We start from the raw sequence: 17193 nt of genomic DNA, 5'->3' as shown, positions 1-17193 counted from the left end.
GGAGACACTTTATGAAACTATCTAAATTACTTTTTGTACTTACTGCATTCTGTTTTTCTAGTGTTCAAGCGGAAAATTTATCAATTGCCACTGGTGGTACTGGGGGGGTGTATTACCCCATGGGCGGCGGGCTTGCAGCGGTGCTTTCTAAATATATTCCCAATATGTCGGCTACTGCTGAGGTCACTGGTGGCTCGGTTGACAATTTGAATTTGATTGGCACAGGAAAACCGTATGTTGGATTTTCAATGGCCGATGCGGCTAAAGACGCGCAAATGGGTGAAGGTAAATTTGTAAATAAAAAAGTCGACTTACGTACGCTCTTAGTACTCTATCCCAATTTAATGCACGTGGCCACAGTAGAGTCAACTGGTATTAAAACCATGAAAGATTTAAAAGGTAAGCGAGTAAGCACTGGAGCCCCAGGTAGCGCTACTGAGATTATGGCCTTTCGTGAGCTCGAGGCAGCTGGGCTGGATAAAGATAAAGATGTGAAACGCGAACGCCTCAGTGTTGCTGAATCCGTCAACGCAATCAAAGATCGGAAAATTGATGCCTTCTTTTGGGTTGGTGGTCTGCCAACTGCAGCAGTTACTGATTTAGCCAATAGTCCTGGCATGAAAATCGTCATGATTGATAATGCAGATGAAGTCGCTGCGATGAATAAAAAGTATGGCAACCTCTATTTTCCTACCGTCATTCCAAAAACAATTTATAGCGGCATGGCCAAAGATAACAAAGTGGCAGCGGTGGCCAATATTTTGGTTGTCAACGCTAATATGTCAGATGCAGAAGCCTACCAAATTGTCAAAACCATTTTTGATCATAAACTCGATTTAGTGCGGACCCATCAGGAATACATTAACGTCACTTTAGAAAATCAAAAAACCAAATCTACGCCAGTAGCCTACCATCCTGGTGCTTTAAAGTACTTCAAAGAAAAGAAATTAAATTTGAATTAATCACCCGCTTCATTTAATTAGGTCAATCATGGAACAAGTGCCCATTGATAACATCACTCAAGCCAAACTTGAGTCATTTATCAAACAAGAAGAAGGTGATGCAAATGATTACCGTGGGTGGTTAGCAACCTTTATTACTTTGGCGGCAGTTGGCATGTCGCTATTTCACCTCTACGCGGCCTATGCCATCGTGCCTACCCAAGTACTGCGCACGGTGCATGTGGGTATTGTGTTGTTTTTGGTATTCCTCAGCTTTCCGTTTTTAAATCGCTTTAAAAATCGTTTGATGTGGTGGGATGTGCTGTTAGCCGTTGGCTCAATTGTGATTGCCTATTACATCTTAAGTAGTGGCGATGAGTTTGCTGATCGTAATACAGCCCCTAATCCCACGGATGTAATGTATGGCATTGCACTAATTTTAATGATTCTAGAGGCTGTGCGTCGCACCAATGGCTTAGTCTTAGTCGCGGTTACGGTCTGTTTTTTACTTTATGCCCTTTTTGGCAATCATTTACCTGCACCTTGGACACACAAAGGTTACGACCTAGATCGCCTCGTAGGCTATATGTACATGACGCTTGAAGGTATTTATGGCACAGCTGTAGATGTTTCGGCAACCTTAATTATTCTCTTCACTATTTTTGGGGCTTTTTTACAGTTCACTGGTGCGGGTAAATTTTTTATCGATTTTTCATTCGCTGCTATGGGTGGTAAATCGTCGGGTGTGGGGCGCACCATCGTCTTATCGTCATTTTTACTTGGCGGCCCATCAGGCTCTGGAGTTGCAACAACTGTTACCGTTGGCTCAGTGGCAGCGCCAATGCTCGAAAAAGTGGGTTATGAACGCAATGCGGCTGGCGGTCTTTTGGCTGCAGGCGGGCTGGGAGCCATTATCTCGCCGCCGGTATTGGGGGCGGCAGCATTTTTGATTGCTGACTTCTTAAAAATTTCTTATCTCGATGTACTGCTAATGGCTAGTATTCCTACGGTTTTATTTTATCTTGGTCTTTTTGTCATGGTTGAAATTGATGTACGTAAATACGGCATGAAAGATATTCATTTTGAAACAGCTGAAAGTGCCTGGTCTTTAGCCAAAAAATACTGGTACCACTTCTTTTCCTTGATTTCTATTGTGGTCTTCATGATGTATGGTTTTTCTCCCATCATGTCGGTCTTCTGGGCTACAGTGGTATCAGCTGCGTCAAGCATGCTGCGGCGAGATACCGCAATTATTCCGTATGCCTGGTTTACCGGTAAATTGCCCTTCCTATCAGGACTGTATCAATCTAACTTAATTAAAGCCCTAGCCGCTGGCTCTACTGGCGTTCTAGCCATTGCGGTGACCTGCGCTGGCGCGGGCTTAATTGTTGGCACAGTCACCCTGACTGGCTTAGGTCTTAAATTTAGTACCATCGTTATTCAATATGCCGGTGGCTCTTTATTACTAACCACTATTTTTACGGCTCTGGTAGTTTGGGTGGTTGGTCTAGCTGTTCCAGTAACTGCTTCATATATTATTTGCGCAGTTATTGCAGCCCCAGCACTAATTAATTTAGGTGTGCCGGCTTTTGCTGCCCACATGTTTATTTTTTATTACGCTGTACTTTCGGAAGTATCTCCACCTACCGCGCTCTCGCCTTTTGCAGCGGCGGCTATTTGTAAAGGTAATCCCTACAAAACCACCATGCAAACGTGGAAGTATGTTGCGCCAGCTATTTTGGTGCCCTTTATGTTTACTTTAGACAAGTCGGGCACTTCTTTACTGCTGATGGGGTCTATGGAGGCCTTAAGCAAAGCGAATTGGGCTGATATTGCTTGGGTCTCTTTTACCGCCGCAATTGGTGTTGTCTGTTTGGCCGGCGGCTTACAAGGCTGGTTTATTGAAAAGACTAAATGGCTCGAGCGCACTATTATGGTGATCTCGGGTGTGGCCTTAGCTTACCCATCAACTGAAGCAGATTTAATTGGCTTTATTGGCTTTGCGGTCGTTCTAGCAACCCAAGTTCTGCGACACTTCCGAATCCAGCGATCCCAGATTACTTAAGTGATGGTAGTCCACGCTAATTTACCTGCCAACTTTTTAATTTCCACTTCATTAAATTCAAAACCTAAACCAGGGCTTTGGTGCAAAATTAAATCGCCGTTGTTGAAGCTTAATTGCTTATTGATAAGGCGCCGGAAATTAAGCACCTGATCGTCAGCAAAAAACTCGACAAACCGCGCATTTGGTGTAGCTGCTACTAGCGGTGCGTGTAAATCATGAAACCAGTGTGGACAAACGGTGATGCCTTTAGCATCGGCATAATTCGCAATGCGCCGCCATTCTGAAATGCCACCACAAACCGCTGCATCGCTTTGTAAAATGCCTGCACCACCCGCGTCAATGAGCTCACGAAAGCGCCAGCGGCCAGCCTCAATCTCTCCAGTGGCTACGGTAATCATGGTGCTACGGGCTAAAGCGGCATGCAAATCAATGGCATCAGGTGAAAAGGGTTCTTCAATCCAATATGGGTCATAAGCCTCAAACCGCCGTAGATAATCTAAAGCAGTAGGTAGGTCGCGCCAAGCATTATTGGCATCTAACATCAATAAAATATCGGGGCCAATTGCCTGACGAGCCGCCTTCACTCGCGCCTCTTCCTCGCGTGGCGAGAGGCGACCTACTTTCATTTTGACCGCTTTAAAACCTAACTTAAGATAGGACTCCATTTCTTTACCTAATTTGGCTGGAGTCTTGCCTGCCAAATAGTAACCGCCACTAGCATAGGCGGGCACCCGATCATTGACCACTGCCCCTAAGTAGAGATGCAAAGGTAAGCTAGCGGAACGGGCATTCAGATCCCAAAGGGCATTATCTAAAATAGAAATGCCACGCATCACCGAACCTGTACGACCCTGTAATACTGATTCGTTATACATGTCTAACCACAACCCTTCACTTCGGTGGCTTTCTTGACCTAGCAATTTGGGGGCCAGTAATTGCGCTACGGCAATCTTGGCAATCTCACCAGCGGCGCTACCAACATAACAAAAACCGATACCCTCAAGCCCCTCTTTACTACGCACTTTTACCAAACAATAATGGCGCTCAGAAACCGTACGGGTTGAGAATGAAGTCACTTGATCTAAAGGAACAGCAATGACAGCAACTTGAACCGATTCAATAATAGGCATGGGGCTCTCTTAAAAAAACTTATTGTAGCCATATTTAAAACGCGAATTGGGCTTAATGGCTCGCCGCATCCTTGCTACATTTAAGCACATGACTATGCCGTACTGCACCAGTTAATTTTTTTTCATTGGCGCTCGCCTCGCAAGCCGCTTTAATATCTTTTTCACATTTTTTTAAAAAGCTCGATTTAGCCGCGCCGGTTAATTTTTTTTCAGTTGCACTGGCGGCACACGTTTTAGCTAATCCACTTGGTAGATAACTGCTAGCGGCAATCAGTACTACTAAACCGAGGTATTTGCGCATTTAACATCCTTTTTGCAACGAGGGTACTAGGTAGAACTATGTAGGTAATTATGCCTACTATAGCTATCTAAAATGTTGCAGCACAGCAAAAATAACTAGCCCAAGTCTAACAATATTAGATAATCTAGCGGTGATTGCACTTCTCCATACCCTGCGCGTTTTTAGACTCAAGGCCTTACTGCTTGTTTTATGTGGATTGATGGGGGCTGCGCTCGCTCAAACCCCAGCTTCCAACAAACCCTCAGTTGCGTCTAATGAAGGTAACCCTAATCAAAAAAGGGCTCCTATTGTTGTTAAAGAAAGAAAGCCCACTATTAACTCAAGTAATACAGCGAAAGCGAATAAGGGCGTTAACCCTCAAACTGGCGGCATTCAAGATCGCTCTAAAACGGGTCTAGAAGTACGCAAGCTGAATAGTGCTTTAGTGGATTCAAATGCCCAAGATGATGTGCTCATTACTGGCGCCGGGAATTTAGATTACCGGGTAGAACGTGGCTGTGCCCGCCGTAACTTTTTCGATGGCCAACTACTAGAACAAATTGGGGTTGAAAATAAACTGTTCAATGCTTTTTTTGCAACCCAGGCTAATGCTTTTTTTGCCCGCGTAAGGGGAAATTGCATTCCCTATGCTTTAGCACTTGGGAAGCGAAATCGCTTCGAGTCCTTAAGTCTTTTAACGGGTAATGAACGTGACTCTAAAACAGAAATTTGGACTTTTACACCCTCAGCATTTGATGGTTTTTTATTACAACAAGAGCCTTTAGTGAATGAATTGGGGCGCTTAACTGAAATTGAAATCCCATTAAAGGCGGTTCTCTATGACCCAAATCAAGTTGAAAATAAATTACCAATTGAATTAGTCTGGGAATTAAACACTGTGGTGAAACAAATTTATACCGAAGAAAATAACATCACAGAACAAACCAATAACATCGTCCGCGTGATCGTAGATTATGGCGATCGCGAGCAATGGGCGCAAATTTGGGCGGTGGAAATTATTGCCCCAAGCACAAAAGAGGTTTTGGCTAGTGCTTTTTGGCTCAATCGCAACGAGCTCCCCGGAGGCTTTTACACCCCTAATGGTGAATCGATAGAACGAACCATGTGGACTAATCCCCTCAGTTATCGGCGCATCTCGCGTGGAGTGGGAATGGTTCCTGCAGGGCGGAAAAAAGTGCCTGCCGTAACTAGAAAAAATAATACTGTACAAGCGCCACCTACTAACTCGAGGTATCGAGCGCATATGGGCATTGATTACTCTGCCCCTATTGGTACGCCCGTCTTTAGCGTGGCTACTGGCAAGGTTGTAGCGCGCGGCTATAACGGGGCTTTTGGTAATCTGATTATCTTAGAACACCCAGGCGGATATCGAACGTATTACGCCCACCTCAGCAACTTCAATGCGGAATTAGATGTAGGTAACGAAGTTCGGCGCGGTTTTGAAATTGGCTATGTCGGCAATACAGGTCGCTCAACTGGCCCCCACTTGCATTTTGAATTACGCAAAGATGGGGTTTACCTCAATCCATACAATCCTAAGTTACAACTCGACTTATGGACCATGTTAAATAGTGATAGCGGACAATTCACTAAATTACTATTACTTTTTGGCAGTTAATTATTTTCCTTATGCCAACTAGCCCTATATCTACTTATCTCGATCAATCATTACTGCTGGAGAACCTCGCTGGTACGCGGGAGGGTAAAGTACTTTTTTCTGAGTTAACCCAGTTAATTAAACCAGGTCAGCTACTACATATTGTGGGTAAAAATGGTTCAGGTAAATCCAGTTTGCTCCGTATCTTATGTGGGCTGCTTAGCCCCAGTAGCGGGCAAGTAAAATGGTCAGGGCAGGCAATTCGTACTGATGCCGAACAATTTAATGCGCAATTGATTTATCTTGGTCATGTGCCAGCACTGAAGGGTGATCTTACCGCCGCTGAAAATCTGCTGAGCGCTGCACTCTGTCGCCAAGATGCCTTGTCAATTTCTGAGGTAGACGATGTTCTTAGGAAAGTGGGATTATTAGCCCTCCGGAATACAATGGTTCGCACCTTATCTCAAGGGCAAAAACAGCGAATCGCCTTAGCGCAACTTCAACTTCAGCCGCGTAAACAATTTTGGCTATTAGACGAGCCTTTTAATGCGCTTGATCGTGATGCCAGTGACGCTTTACAACAATGTATTCAGCAACATCTTCAGTTGGGTGGAATAGTGGCTCTGAGTAGTCATCAAGAAATTCTGCTTCAGCAGCCCAATGCACTAGTACGTATTGAATTATGACCAATATCTTCAGTCTCTTTACTGCCATGGCCGCGCTGATTCAACGCGACTTAAGCTTAGTCTGGCGACGGAAAAATGATAGCCTTGCAACCCTATTTTTCTTTGCTGTTGTCGCTAGTTTATTCCCCCTGGGGGTGGGACCAGAGCCCAAATTACTACAGCAAATTGCCTCTGGAATGTTATGGATTGCAGCCTTACTTGCAGCGATGCTTTCTTTAAATCGTCTCTTTGCTGATGATTTCCAAGATGGCACGCTTGATCTGCTCCTCTTGGGTACGATTCCTCTGCCATTAGCAGTGCTAGCAAAAATGATTGCGCATTGGATTAGTTCAGGGCTCTTGCTGAGTTTTGCTGCAGTACTGCTGGCCTTACAATTTAACCTCTCGGCTGAAAGTGTGTTGATTCTTTTTCTCTCACTGCTATTAGGTACGCCTATCTTTAGCCTGATTGGCGCCATCGGTGCGGCCCTAACCTTAGGTACCCGGGGGGGTGGTGTTCTGTTATCTCTCTTAGTCTTGCCGCTTTTAATCCCAATCTTAATTTTTGGTGCAGGGGCAGTTGAGGCACATCAATCTGGGCTACCCGTGGCGGGTCATTTTTATTTATTAGGGGCCCTTTTTGTGCTTAGCCTATTTTTTGCCCCTTTAGCTGCTGCCCTGAGCTTGCGTATTGCAGTGGAATAAACGGATCGAATAATCGTTCTAAAATTCCCTATACCATTCAATCCATTTCAATTTTATAGAAAGCACTTCCTTTTGCCCCTCAGAAATATCAACTGGTTCAAGTATTCAGCACCCCAACCCTTTTATGGCTTGGCTGGCAAATTGATCCCTTGGTTTGCAGCAGGCGCATTATTTCTTGGGCTTGCTGGACTTTATGTTGGACTCTTAGTTGCCCCCACGGATGCCCAACAGGGAGACGCCTACCGCATTATTTTTGTCCATGTACCCGCCGCTTGGATGTCGATGTTCATTTATCTCCTCGTTGCTTTCTGGGCGGCTATTGGCTTAATTTTTAATGCTCGCTTAGCTAGCATGCTGGCTTTATCATTGGCACCCACTGGTGCCCTCATGACTTTTATTGCTTTGTTTACTGGTGCGCTTTGGGGTAAGCCCACTTGGGGCGCTTGGTGGGTTTGGGATGCGCGCTTAACTTCTGAGTTGATCTTATTATTTTTATATTTTGGCTTCTTATCACTTCATGCCGCAATTGATGACCCGCGGCGAGCTGATCGCAGTGCAGCGGTATTAGCTTTAGTTGGCGTGATTAACGTGCCTATTATTTATTTTTCGGTGAAGTGGTGGAATACCTTGCACCAAGGCGCGACCATTAGTATGACAAAAGCACCGTCGATGGCAAGTCAAATGCTGCTTGGCATGCTGCTCATGGCGGGCTCATTTTGGCTTTATGCCATTGCTACTAGCTTTTATCGCTGCCGCACACTGGTATTAGAACGTGAAGAGCATACTGCTTGGGTCATGAAAGAGGCGCAATAATGTACTGGACTAATGTTAGTGAATTTTTCGCGATGGGAGGCTATGGCGCCTATGTCTGGTGGTCATTTGGCGTCACCTTCATGCTCTTTATTGGGGAATGGATTGGCCTGATTCGCAGCAGAAAAGCAACTTGCGAAAAATTAGGCAAAATAAGGGGCTATGAAACCCCGCACTAAACGTCTACTGGCAATTGTTATTGGCCTCATTAGCCTTGCCGTTGCCGCCTTTTTGGTTTTTAAAACCTTTCAAAGTAATTTGGTCTTCTTTTTTAGCCCAAGCCAAATTGTCGCGCAAGAGGCGCCCATCGATAAAGCCTTTCGCCTTGGTGGCTTAGTTAAGGCAGGTAGCTTACAACGTGACCCTGCCGGACTCAAGGTTAATTTTATTGTCACCGACTTAGTTAATGAAACCCCAGTATCTTATGAGGGAATGTTGCCAGACCTCTTTAAGGAAGGTAAGGGTGTGGTAGCCCAAGGACGCCTAAATAATCAAGGCATGTTTATCGCCGATCAAGTACTCGCGAAGCACGATGAAAACTATATGCCCCCTGAAGCAGCAGAAGCCTTGAAAAAAGCCCAAAGCCATCAAACTCAAGCTGCGCCAACCTTGAGCGCACCCGCAGGAAGTTTCCGCTAATGATCCCTGAATTAGGTCAGCTGGCGCTCATTCTAGCTTTAATAACAGCACTCATATTAGGCGTCTTGCCGCTCATTGGAGCGCAAACCAACCGCCCCTCTCTTACTCTCGTCGGCAGACCGGCCGCGATCGCTTTATTTATTTGGGTAGCGATGGCTTTTATTTGCCTAATGATTGCCTTTATTCAAAATGATTTTTCTGTTTTATATGTGGCGCAAAATTCGAATTCACTGCTGCCCACAATTTATCGTATTGGTGCAGTGTGGGGTGGCCATGAGGGCTCCATTTTATTGTGGGCTTTAATGCTCGCTGGTTGGACTTTAGCAGTCGCAGTTTTTTCCAAGCACCTGCCCCAAAAAATGGTTGCCCGAATTTTGGCTGTCTTAGGTTTACTCAGCGTAGGTGTGTTGCTATTTACATTATTAACTTCTAACCCGTTCATGCGCCTTTTACCAGCAGCCATGGAAGGAAAAGACCTTAACCCACTGTTGCAAGATCCTGGCATGATTGCGCATCCTCCTTTTTTGTATATGGGGTATGTGGGTTCCTCAGTCGCTTTTGCCTTTGCTATCGCTGCACTTTTATCAGGGCGTCTTGATGCTGCATGGGCGCGCTGGTCACGACCATGGGTTACATCAGCATGGTGTTTCTTGACCATTGGCATTGCCTTAGGCAGTGCTTGGGCCTATTACGAATTAGGTTGGGGTGGCTGGTGGTTTTGGGACCCAGTAGAAAATGCTTCTTTCATGCCGTGGTTAGTGGGTACGGCACTCATTCACTCGTTAGCGGTGACTGAAAAAAGGGGTGGGTTCAAAATGTGGACTGCGCTCTTAGCCATTATTGCTTTCTCTTTATCCTTATTGGGCACTTTTTTAGTCCGCTCAGGTGTACTTACCTCAGTGCATGCTTTTGCCACCGACCCTAAACGCGGTATTTTTATTCTTGGCTTTCTGGCAGTCGTCATTGGCGGTTCTTTACTTCTCTTCGCTTGGCGCGCCCCCAAAGCTAACATCGGTGGCTCATTTGCCACGGTTTCGCGTGAAAGTATGTTGCTAGCAAATAATGTTTTATTTTTAGTAGCAGCCGGCGCAGTATTGCTCGGCACCTTATACCCAATGATTCTGGATGCACTGAACTTAGGCAAAATTTCGGTGGGGGTACCCTATTTTGAAGCCGTGTTCTTGCCCTTGATGACCCCCGCACTCTTTCTCATCGGCATTGGGCCCATGACTCGTTGGCGGCAATCGGCTCCCCTTGATATTGCTGAAAAACTCAAATGGGCCGCGGCAGTAAGTGCACTCACTGCAGTCATTGCACCTTTCATTTTGCGTGGCTGGACACCACTGATTGGTTTTGGATTATTTTTAGCAGCTTGGATTATCACCACCAGTACGGTACAACTTATTGAGCGTGCGCGTAGTACTGCTGAACGAAGCTGGTGGCAAAATTTACTAGCACAGCCAGCCAGCTTTTATGGCATGGTCATGGCGCACCTTGGAGTGGCTTTTTTTATCATCGGCGTCACTGGCGTGCGGGGCTTTGAAAGTGAACAAGATTTACGCATGACCGTGGGTAGCAGCGCCCAACTCGGCGGCTATGACTTTGAATTGCGCGCCTTAAATCCACTTCAAGGACCAAACTATCAAGCCATGCAAGGTCAATTTGTCGTCACACAAAATGGCCAAGTTATTACCATGATGGCGCCAGAAAAACGTCTCTATGATTCCAGTCAAATGCCAATGACCGAGGCGGCTATTAGTGTTGGCTTGAGTCGTGATCTCTATATTTCACTTGGCGAGCAACTCAACGAGCGCGACTGGAGTGTGCGCATTCATATTAAGCCGTTTGTTGATTGGATTTGGGGTGGGTGTTTTGTGATGGCCTTAGGCGGTTTACTGGCTATTACCGATCGCCGCTATCGCAAACGGTCTTGACCCCTAAATCATGAAGCGATTTCTAATCCCTCTAGCAATTTTTGTCCTACTCTTAGGATTTTTAGGTTTGGGTTTACAACTTCATCCCCGCGAAGTACCCTCACCCCTAATTGATAAGCCAGCTCCAAACTTTACTTTAGGTGTTTTAGGTAATGAAACACTCCGCTTTTCCCCGCCACAAATGCGTGGCCAAGTCTGGCTGCTCAATGTCTGGGCATCTTGGTGCGTAGCTTGTCGAGAAGAGCATGATTTATTAATGACGATTAGCCAACAAAAATTAGTGCCGATGATTGGCCTAGATTACAAAGACAAAGTAGCTGATGCCGAGTTGTGGCTTAAAGAGCGTGGGAATCCATATGTCCTCTCAATTTCGGATAGCCAAGGCCAAGTGGGAATTGATTATGGTGTGTATGGCGTGCCCGAAACATTTGTCATCGATCGAAATGGCGTTATTCGCTATAAACAGATTGGCCCCTTAACACCACAAATATTCCAAGACAAAATTTTGCCACTGATTCGGAAATTAAATGCGTAAAGTGATTTCAGTCGCACTCTTGATTTATGCTTGGCAAGTTAGTTGTTTAGCACAAGCGCCAAGTGCTGCACAACCCCTCAGCACTAATCCTGCTCTCGAAGCGCAAGTGAATATCATTGCCAATGAGTTACGCTGCTTAGTTTGTCAAAATCAAACGATTGCCGATTCGCATGCCGACTTAGCAGTTGATCTCAAAAATCAAATCCGCACCCAGTTAACCCAAGGCCGAACCCAAACAGAAATTCTTGACTATATGGTGCAGCGCTATGGTGATTTTGTACTCTACAAGCCGCCATTAAAAGCCAGTACTTGGTTTTTATGGCTCGGGCCTTTTGCTATTTTATTACTAGCGTTTTTCTTTTTGTGGCGGCAAATTCAGGTGCGCAAAAAATTACTTGGTGAACAGCAATTTTCTGCGGCAGACCTCGCTAGAGCAAAAGCATTACTCAATAATGGTACGCAAAATAATCTAGCTCAGCCTAAGGATCAAGCATGACTTGGTTATTTTTTGCTATTGCACTAGGAATGGTCACGCTGGCAATTCTTGTATTGGTTTTGCCCTTTAGAAAACCGGCCACTTTTAACGCGGGCGATCAAGCTGATAATCTGGCTATTTTGCGCGATCAATTGCAACAGTTGACCATTGATTTTAGTAATGGACGTATCGATCGCGATCAACTTGAGCTGGCCCAAACTGATATTGCCAAACGTGTGCTCCTCGAAGAGCGAGCCATAGCGGCAGACTTACCAAGCCCGGCGACAAAAAAAATAAAGATGCTGATACCGGTCTTGCTCATTAGTATTGGCTTACCTATTCTCGCTTTAAGCCTTTATTTAATTGTAGGCAGCCCTTTCGCCATAGACGCTCCGCAGCGTACGACCCAAAATATTCCGAGCCAACAAGATATTGAAGGAATGGTTGAGCGTCTGGCCGAAAAATTGAAGTCTGAGCCCAATAATGCCCAAGGCTGGCAAATGCTAGCCCGCTCTTATCTAGCTTTGCAGCGCCTGCCAGAAGCTGTACAAGCTTATAGTAAGGCGGTAGCGTTAGCTCCCAATGATGCGCAGCTCTTAATTGATTACGCTGACTTACTTGCCTTTCAAAATCGCAGCACCAAGGGCGAGCCGCTGCAATTAATTCAGAAAGCGTTAGTCCTTGATCCAAAAAACTTGAAAGTGCTTGCTTTAGCTGGTACAGCCTATTTTGAAGTAGGGGATTTTGCTAAAGCTGAAAAATACTGGCAACAAGCTTATGCACTCGCACCACCAGAAAGTGATTTTGCTAAAGGCATGGCAGAAAATATAACGGCGGCAAAAAATGCCGCCGCTAAAAAATAAAGCGCGCTAAATTAGCTTAAAACTAACACTGGCAAGCTTGCATGAACGATCACCTCCTGAGCTTCACTGCCAAGCAACATACCCTTAATGCCGGTGCGCTTATGAGATGCCATGACGACGACATCCGCCTTGGCTTTCTTGGCCGCGTCTAATATGCCTTCAGCTAAATTGGGATGATACAAATGCAATGTACTCGCTTTAAGCCCTATTCCTAATATTGGTAGGGCTTTTTTAAAGAGCGCTTTAGCATAGGCATCGCAGGCTTTTTTATGCTCTTTCTGCGTAAAACCATAGCCTAAGGTGCTATCCCCATAAACCATCGGCGGGGTTGGATCAGATACATAGGCTAAAACAACCTTAGCATCATCGGCCTTAGCTAAAACAGCGACCTTTTTCAGGGCCTTTTTAGTCAGCTCAGAGCCGTCAATCGGAACCAATAATTGCTTAAACATACACACTCCCCTTTGAGTAACAAGTCTACATCTATGATAATGCTCTTATTAACTAATCAACAGCTAAAAAGGTGAACTGAATTGCTCAAGTATTTAATCACGTATTTTGCGGTTTTTATCACTCTTTTGGCCCTTGACCTCACTTGGTTGCTCGGCATTGCCAAAAACCTCTACCAGTCCCAAATGGGGGGGCTCATGTCACCAGACCCGAAACTAGGGGCGGGGCTCGCCTTTTACGTCCTTTACGCTCTAGGCGTTTGTATTTTTGTTGTGGGACCAGCCCTTTCTAAAGAATCATGGCTTTATGCCTTAGGTATGGGCGCCCTTTTCGGCTTCTTTTGCTATATGACCTACGATTTAACCAATTTAGCAGTGGTGCGCGATTTTCCTACGCAATTGGCTTTTATTGATATTGCATGGGGTTGTACTGTAACCGCGATTACCTCTACCTTTGCTTATTGGGTAGTCAATAAATTGGCTTAATTTACTAAATGCACTATCGCCCGCAATTATTACAATCATTTGCTGGCTATAACTTTAGGCTTTTTACCCAAGATATTTTGGCTGGTATTACGGTTGGGGTTGTTGCCCTCCCCTTAGCAATGGCGTTTGCAATTGCCAGCGGCCTCAAACCAGAGCTTGGTATTTACACCGCCATTATTGGTGGTGGTTTGATCTCGCTATTTGGCGGTAGTCGAGTGCAGATTGGCGGACCAGCCGGCGCTTTCATCGTCATCGTCTATGGCATCGTTGATCGCTACGGTATTGCTAACCTCCTTATCGCCACCTTTATGTCTGGCATCTTCTTGTTTGCCATGGGATTCTTCCGCTTAGGTACCTTGGTACGCTTTATCCCCATCGCTGTCATCGTCGGCTTTACAAATGGGATTGCCCTGTTAATTGCCCTGTCGCAAATAAATAATTTCTTCGGCCTGACTATTGAGAAAATGCCAGCGCAATTTTTCGGCATGATGAGCGCAATTTTTAGCGCCTTAAATACCTTCAATCCCATTACCCTAAGTGTCTCAGTTGCGAGTCTGGGTCTGCTTATTGCTTGGCGCTTCTTGCATCATCATTTCGGTTGGTTTAGGCATTTACCAGGTCCCGTTGTAGTGATGGTAAGCGCAACTTGGGCAGTCAGTTTTTTTAATTTATCCACCGCGACGATTGGCAGTCGCTTTGGCGGAATCCCAGCGAGCCTACCGCAATTTGATTTGATCGCAGTGAATTGGGATAGCGCTCAATTAATGATTGCACCAGCAATCACTTTAGCGCTATTAGGAGCAATTGAATCACTGCTATGTGCTCGAGTTGCTGACGGCTTAATTCATCAACGTCATGATTCAAATCAAGAATTAATGGCCCAGGGCATGGCTAACTGTGTCGTACCATTTTTTGGCGGGATGCCAGCTACTGGAACTATTGCCCGCACCGTTACCAATATACAAAGCGGCGGCACGACACCCCTAGCTGGCCTGATCCATGCCTTAACTTTATTACTCATTATTTTATTTGCCGCCCCTTTAGCACAAAATATTCCGCTCGGTTGTTTGGCGGCTATCTTGATGTATGTAGCATGGAATATGGGCGAATGGCGTAAGTTAATTTACCTTAAGCAATTTCGCCTACCCTACCGTATCACTTTGCTAAGCGTTTTTATCCTCACGGTAGTAGTTGATTTAACGGTTGCTCTTGAAGTAGGTTTGCTTTGTGCGCTCCTAACTTTTGTTTACCGCGTGTCAAACCTCTCGCGCTCTGAGGCAGTGAATTTAGAGGAGCACCCTGAACTCAAGCCATTGACAGGTGAAGTCGCCGCTTACCGCATGTATGGCGCACTTTTCTTTGGCGCAGTTAAGCTCATTGAACGACTTGAAACTAAACTACCAAAAAAAATATTAATCCTTGATCTAAAAAATATTATTTATATCGATAGCTCAGGCATGGATGCCCTTCTCGAGCTTTATCGCCACTGCCAACAGGCAGGGGTACACTTCATTCTCTGTGGGCTGAATAACCAACCTCATGATATTGCTCAACGGATGGATTTATTTAAGCTGATGCCGGCAGAATATTTTTATCCCGATCTAGCGCAGGGCATTCACTTCGCATTAAGTAAAACAAAAGCCACCTTTTAAGAGCGCTTCGGGTAGCGTCCAAGCACGATAAAAACCAAATATACCGCTCACAATTAACAGACTGGCCGCAAAGATTCGTACCCAAGGATAGTGACTAAATTGCACTAAGGCAGCTGAAAACCGAGTGATTAGTAATAAATTGGGCAAAGTACCCAAGCCAAAAGCTAACATGAATGCTGCCCCAGTCAGGGGTGAACCCGATAAAAAAGCTAAGGGCAAAATACTATAGACCAAACCACATGGCACTAAGCCCCACAACATGCCACTAAACCAGCGGGCTGGCGTACTTGCCTGGCGCCCTAAATAGTGGGCCCAATAGCGAGCCAAATGATTCCCAAACCAAAGACCGGCAAGCCCAACCTTGGCTTTTTCTCGATAAAGCAGCCGTAGCCCAAGAAAAATCAAAATACTGGAAGCAAGTGCAAATAAAGGCCGCTGCAAGGGGATGAAATTTTGTTGCCATAACGCCGCCCCAATACCTCCTGCCAGGGCTCCTAAGAGCACATAAGTTGTCATGCGCCCGAAATGCATAATGAGCTGTTGTTGCCATAAACGCTGGATTGACGACTTTAGTAACGGTTTTTCAGCGCCGCCTTCAATTCCGGCGGCAATCCCCCCACACATCAAGGCGCAATGCCAGCCGCTGAGTAAAGAACCCAGAAAAATCGCTAATAATAGGCTAGTGGTTAACACGAGGTTTTAAGTTGGTTCGGCATAGGGTCTATCGTAATAGAATAGGGGGAATGAAAGAGCTTAAAAATAAATGCTCGACCTGCGTACTTGGGCAGTTTTGTTTGCCGGTAGGGCTTTCTCCCGCTGATATTGGGCGAGTAGACTCCTTGGTAGATAAACGCCTTCACCTTAAAAAAGGGGATTCTCTCTATCGGCATGGCGACCCCTTAAGCGCGGTTTACAGCCTCCGTTTTGGTTCATTAAAAACCGAACATACCCTGCCCGATGGTCGTTTACAAATAATTGGCTTTCACTTGCCAGGCGAAATGCTTGGACTTGATGGCATTGGTGAAAGCCAATATCAATTAAATGCCATTGCCCTTGAAGAAAGTGAAGCTTGTGTTATCGATTTTCATGAACTCGAAGGCCTTGCCCACCAAATTCCCAATTTACAACAGCAGTTCCACCGTATTATGAGCCGCGAATTAACCCAAGATCAGCGGCACCTTTTATCGCTTGGCAGCTTAAGAGCCGAGGAACGATTAGCCGGGTTTTTAATTAATTTTTCAGTGCGCCTGGCAGCCCGCGGTTATCTCAATAATGAATTTACCTTACGCATGAGTCGTGAAGAAATCGGCAGTTACCTGGGTATTAAATTTGAAACGGTTAGTCGTATGTTTTCTCGTTTTGCTGAATCTGGCCTCATTCAATTACAACAAAGACATGTGAAATTAATTGATATGGATGGCCTCTATGAGTTGGCTGGTCAACCTAATCCCCTCCATTTAAACACCATCAAAACGCCCTGCTAAATAAGACCTGAATCTTGCTCAGAGCTGCCATGAGCATCTTTGCTTGGCAAAATATAAATACTGAGGGCGCTCGATAAAGCGCAAAAACCCCAGATTAGAAAAAACCCAAGCGAATAAATGCCCTCATCGGAGAGGGTTAAGTGGTGCCCAAAGAAAATTAAATCTTCGGGCCGAATAAAACTAAAGAGCAAACCCTCAGCTAAACCCGCAACCAAAAAAGCTGGCCACAGTATCCAGATCAGTATGCGGAATTTCATTTTGCAACCTGCTCAACTTTGAAGCCTTGTTTAACCACTCCATCCCGGATAGGTGCATCAGGATACAGACTAAAGGCCAACCAAATCGTAATCGAGCATCCAACTACTGCAATAGTTGGCAGGCTAATTAAAAACCAGGGCCAACTTTGTTTCCACCAGGGCGTTATGGCTATTTCGTTTGTCATCATCTTTCCTCTCAATATTAT

Annotated in this window: 21 protein-coding genes; 15 read left to right on the top strand and 6 right to left on the bottom strand. The window is 45.3% G+C overall.

Features of this window, described 5'->3' with window-relative positions; all coding sequences use genetic code 11:
- Window positions 1-11: 11 nt before the first annotated feature.
- Window positions 12-962, top strand: a complete 951-nt coding sequence (locus LZG75_RS08675; protein ID WP_233937258.1) for a TAXI family TRAP transporter solute-binding subunit — start codon at window positions 12-14, stop codon at window positions 960-962.
- Window positions 963-990: 28 nt separating this feature from the next.
- Window positions 991-3006 carry a TRAP transporter fused permease subunit gene (locus LZG75_RS08670; RefSeq protein ID WP_233937257.1) on the top strand — a complete coding sequence of 672 codons (2016 nt, stop codon included), beginning with the start codon at window positions 991-993 and terminating at the stop codon, window positions 3004-3006.
- On the opposite strand, the gene LZG75_RS08665 is transcribed toward LZG75_RS08670, so the two are convergent.
- Together LZG75_RS08665 and LZG75_RS08660 are read right to left on the bottom strand one after the other, a co-directional pair.
- Window positions 3003-4136: a mandelate racemase/muconate lactonizing enzyme family protein gene (locus LZG75_RS08665; RefSeq protein WP_233937256.1), complete on the bottom strand. Its 1134-nt coding sequence runs from the start codon at window positions 4134-4136 to the stop codon at window positions 3003-3005. The two genes, LZG75_RS08670 and LZG75_RS08665, sit on opposite strands and share 4 nt — an antisense overlap.
- Window positions 4137-4188: 52 nt before the next feature.
- Window positions 4189-4437, bottom strand: coding sequence for a hypothetical protein (locus tag LZG75_RS08660; protein WP_233924131.1), 249 nt, complete (start codon window positions 4435-4437; stop codon window positions 4189-4191).
- Between the two features lie 130 nt (window positions 4438-4567).
- Here LZG75_RS08660 and LZG75_RS08655 point away from each other — a divergent pair, with 130 nt between their 5' ends.
- The 10 genes from LZG75_RS08655 to ccmI all read left to right on the top strand — a co-directional run bounded on the left by LZG75_RS08655 (window position 4568) and on the right by ccmI (window position 12659).
- Window positions 4568-6055 (top strand): M23 family metallopeptidase, encoded by a 1488-nt coding sequence (locus LZG75_RS08655; protein ID WP_233937255.1) that lies wholly within the window; start codon window positions 4568-4570, stop codon window positions 6053-6055.
- Between the two features lie 11 nt (window positions 6056-6066).
- On the top strand, window positions 6067-6720 hold the full coding sequence (gene ccmA, locus LZG75_RS08650; RefSeq protein ID WP_233937254.1) for a cytochrome c biogenesis heme-transporting ATPase CcmA: 654 nt from the start codon (window positions 6067-6069) through the stop codon (window positions 6718-6720).
- Window positions 6717-7403 (top strand): heme exporter protein CcmB, encoded by a 687-nt coding sequence (gene ccmB / locus LZG75_RS08645; protein WP_233924128.1) that lies wholly within the window; start codon window positions 6717-6719, stop codon window positions 7401-7403. The genes ccmA and ccmB overlap by 4 nt, the downstream gene beginning before the upstream one ends.
- Window positions 7404-7475: 72 nt before the next feature.
- Window positions 7476-8216: a heme ABC transporter permease CcmC gene (gene ccmC, locus LZG75_RS08640; RefSeq protein WP_233924127.1), complete on the top strand. Its 741-nt coding sequence runs from the start codon at window positions 7476-7478 to the stop codon at window positions 8214-8216.
- Window positions 8216-8392, top strand: a complete 177-nt coding sequence (ccmD, locus tag LZG75_RS08635) for a heme exporter protein CcmD (protein WP_233924126.1) — start codon at window positions 8216-8218, stop codon at window positions 8390-8392. Before ccmC ends, ccmD begins: the two co-directional genes overlap by 1 nt.
- Window positions 8376-8852 (top strand): cytochrome c maturation protein CcmE, encoded by a 477-nt coding sequence (ccmE, locus tag LZG75_RS08630; RefSeq protein ID WP_233937253.1) that lies wholly within the window; start codon window positions 8376-8378, stop codon window positions 8850-8852. Before ccmD ends, ccmE begins: the two co-directional genes overlap by 17 nt.
- The gene (locus LZG75_RS08625) at window positions 8852-10786 is read left to right on the top strand and encodes a heme lyase CcmF/NrfE family subunit (RefSeq protein WP_233924124.1); all 1935 of its coding nucleotides are present in this window, start codon (window positions 8852-8854) and stop codon (window positions 10784-10786) included. Before ccmE ends, LZG75_RS08625 begins: the two co-directional genes overlap by 1 nt.
- A gap of 10 nt (window positions 10787-10796) precedes the next feature.
- A complete protein-coding gene (locus LZG75_RS08620) occupies window positions 10797-11321 on the top strand; it encodes a DsbE family thiol:disulfide interchange protein (RefSeq protein ID WP_233924123.1) in 525 nt (174 codons plus the stop codon).
- Entirely contained in the window at window positions 11314-11817 is a 504-nt protein-coding gene (locus tag LZG75_RS08615; protein ID WP_233924122.1) for a cytochrome c-type biogenesis protein, read from the top strand. The genes LZG75_RS08620 and LZG75_RS08615 overlap by 8 nt, the downstream gene beginning before the upstream one ends.
- A complete protein-coding gene (gene ccmI, locus LZG75_RS08610) occupies window positions 11814-12659 on the top strand; it encodes a c-type cytochrome biogenesis protein CcmI (RefSeq protein WP_233937252.1) in 846 nt (281 codons plus the stop codon). Before LZG75_RS08615 ends, ccmI begins: the two co-directional genes overlap by 4 nt.
- 11 nt (window positions 12660-12670) lie before the next feature.
- Here ccmI and LZG75_RS08605 read toward each other — a convergent pair whose 3' ends face one another.
- Complete coding sequence (locus tag LZG75_RS08605; RefSeq protein WP_233937251.1) at window positions 12671-13111, bottom strand: universal stress protein; 441 nt, start codon at window positions 13109-13111, stop codon at window positions 12671-12673.
- Between the two features lie 81 nt (window positions 13112-13192).
- On the opposite strand from LZG75_RS08605, the gene LZG75_RS08600 reads away from it, so the two are divergent.
- Together LZG75_RS08600 and LZG75_RS08595 are read left to right on the top strand one after the other, a co-directional pair.
- Window positions 13193-13594, top strand: a complete 402-nt coding sequence (locus LZG75_RS08600; protein ID WP_233924119.1) for a DUF2177 family protein — start codon at window positions 13193-13195, stop codon at window positions 13592-13594.
- An 8-nt stretch (window positions 13595-13602) separates the two neighbouring features.
- On the top strand, window positions 13603-15246 hold the full coding sequence (locus tag LZG75_RS08595; RefSeq protein ID WP_233924118.1) for a SulP family inorganic anion transporter: 1644 nt from the start codon (window positions 13603-13605) through the stop codon (window positions 15244-15246).
- On the opposite strand, the gene LZG75_RS08590 is transcribed toward LZG75_RS08595, so the two are convergent.
- Window positions 15220-15939, bottom strand: a complete 720-nt coding sequence (locus LZG75_RS08590) for a sulfite exporter TauE/SafE family protein (protein WP_233937250.1) — start codon at window positions 15937-15939, stop codon at window positions 15220-15222. The two genes, LZG75_RS08595 and LZG75_RS08590, sit on opposite strands and share 27 nt — an antisense overlap.
- 50 nt (window positions 15940-15989) lie before the next feature.
- On the opposite strand from LZG75_RS08590, the gene LZG75_RS08585 reads away from it, so the two are divergent.
- The gene (locus LZG75_RS08585) at window positions 15990-16730 is read left to right on the top strand and encodes a helix-turn-helix domain-containing protein (protein ID WP_233924116.1); all 741 of its coding nucleotides are present in this window, start codon (window positions 15990-15992) and stop codon (window positions 16728-16730) included.
- Here the strand turns inward: LZG75_RS08585 and LZG75_RS08580 are convergent.
- Together LZG75_RS08580 and LZG75_RS08575 are read right to left on the bottom strand one after the other, a co-directional pair.
- Window positions 16727-16987: a hypothetical protein gene (locus LZG75_RS08580; protein WP_233924115.1), complete on the bottom strand. Its 261-nt coding sequence runs from the start codon at window positions 16985-16987 to the stop codon at window positions 16727-16729. The two genes, LZG75_RS08585 and LZG75_RS08580, sit on opposite strands and share 4 nt — an antisense overlap.
- Window positions 16984-17172: a FixH family protein gene (locus LZG75_RS08575; protein WP_233924114.1), complete on the bottom strand. Its 189-nt coding sequence runs from the start codon at window positions 17170-17172 to the stop codon at window positions 16984-16986. The genes LZG75_RS08580 and LZG75_RS08575 overlap by 4 nt, the downstream gene beginning before the upstream one ends.
- Window positions 17173-17193: the final 21 nt, after the last annotated feature.

Origin of the sequence: Polynucleobacter sp. IMCC30063 (assembly GCF_021395235.1) — a bacterium.
Taxonomy (GTDB): Bacteria; Pseudomonadota; Gammaproteobacteria; order Burkholderiales; family Burkholderiaceae; genus Polynucleobacter.
The sequence above is the reverse complement of the archived record's forward strand: the minus strand, read 5'-3'. Positions and strand labels throughout refer to the sequence as shown.

Coding starts and splice junctions, on each gene's coding strand:
- LZG75_RS08675 (WP_233937258.1), top strand. CDS start 12: ATGAAACTATCTAAATTACTTTTTGTACTTACTGCATTCTGTTTTTCT.
- LZG75_RS08615 (WP_233924122.1), top strand. CDS start 11,314: ATGCGTAAAGTGATTTCAGTCGCACTCTTGATTTATGCTTGGCAAGTT.
- LZG75_RS08605 (WP_233937251.1), bottom strand. CDS start 13,111: ATGTTTAAGCAATTATTGGTTCCGATTGACGGCTCTGAGCTGACTAAA.
- ccmB (WP_233924128.1), top strand. CDS start 6,717: ATGACCAATATCTTCAGTCTCTTTACTGCCATGGCCGCGCTGATTCAA.
- ccmA (WP_233937254.1), top strand. CDS start 6,067: ATGCCAACTAGCCCTATATCTACTTATCTCGATCAATCATTACTGCTG.
- ccmD (WP_233924126.1), top strand. CDS start 8,216: ATGTACTGGACTAATGTTAGTGAATTTTTCGCGATGGGAGGCTATGGC.
- LZG75_RS08580 (WP_233924115.1), bottom strand. CDS start 16,987: ATGAAATTCCGCATACTGATCTGGATACTGTGGCCAGCTTTTTTGGTT.
- ccmE (WP_233937253.1), top strand. CDS start 8,376: ATGAAACCCCGCACTAAACGTCTACTGGCAATTGTTATTGGCCTCATT.
- LZG75_RS08660 (WP_233924131.1), bottom strand. CDS start 4,437: ATGCGCAAATACCTCGGTTTAGTAGTACTGATTGCCGCTAGCAGTTAT.
- LZG75_RS08670 (WP_233937257.1), top strand. CDS start 991: ATGGAACAAGTGCCCATTGATAACATCACTCAAGCCAAACTTGAGTCA.
- LZG75_RS08575 (WP_233924114.1), bottom strand. CDS start 17,172: ATGACAAACGAAATAGCCATAACGCCCTGGTGGAAACAAAGTTGGCCC.
- LZG75_RS08585 (WP_233924116.1), top strand. CDS start 15,990: ATGAAAGAGCTTAAAAATAAATGCTCGACCTGCGTACTTGGGCAGTTT.
- LZG75_RS08625 (WP_233924124.1), top strand. CDS start 8,852: ATGATCCCTGAATTAGGTCAGCTGGCGCTCATTCTAGCTTTAATAACA.
- ccmI (WP_233937252.1), top strand. CDS start 11,814: ATGACTTGGTTATTTTTTGCTATTGCACTAGGAATGGTCACGCTGGCA.
- LZG75_RS08620 (WP_233924123.1), top strand. CDS start 10,797: ATGAAGCGATTTCTAATCCCTCTAGCAATTTTTGTCCTACTCTTAGGA.
- LZG75_RS08665 (WP_233937256.1), bottom strand. CDS start 4,136: ATGCCTATTATTGAATCGGTTCAAGTTGCTGTCATTGCTGTTCCTTTA.
- LZG75_RS08595 (WP_233924118.1), top strand. CDS start 13,603: ATGCACTATCGCCCGCAATTATTACAATCATTTGCTGGCTATAACTTT.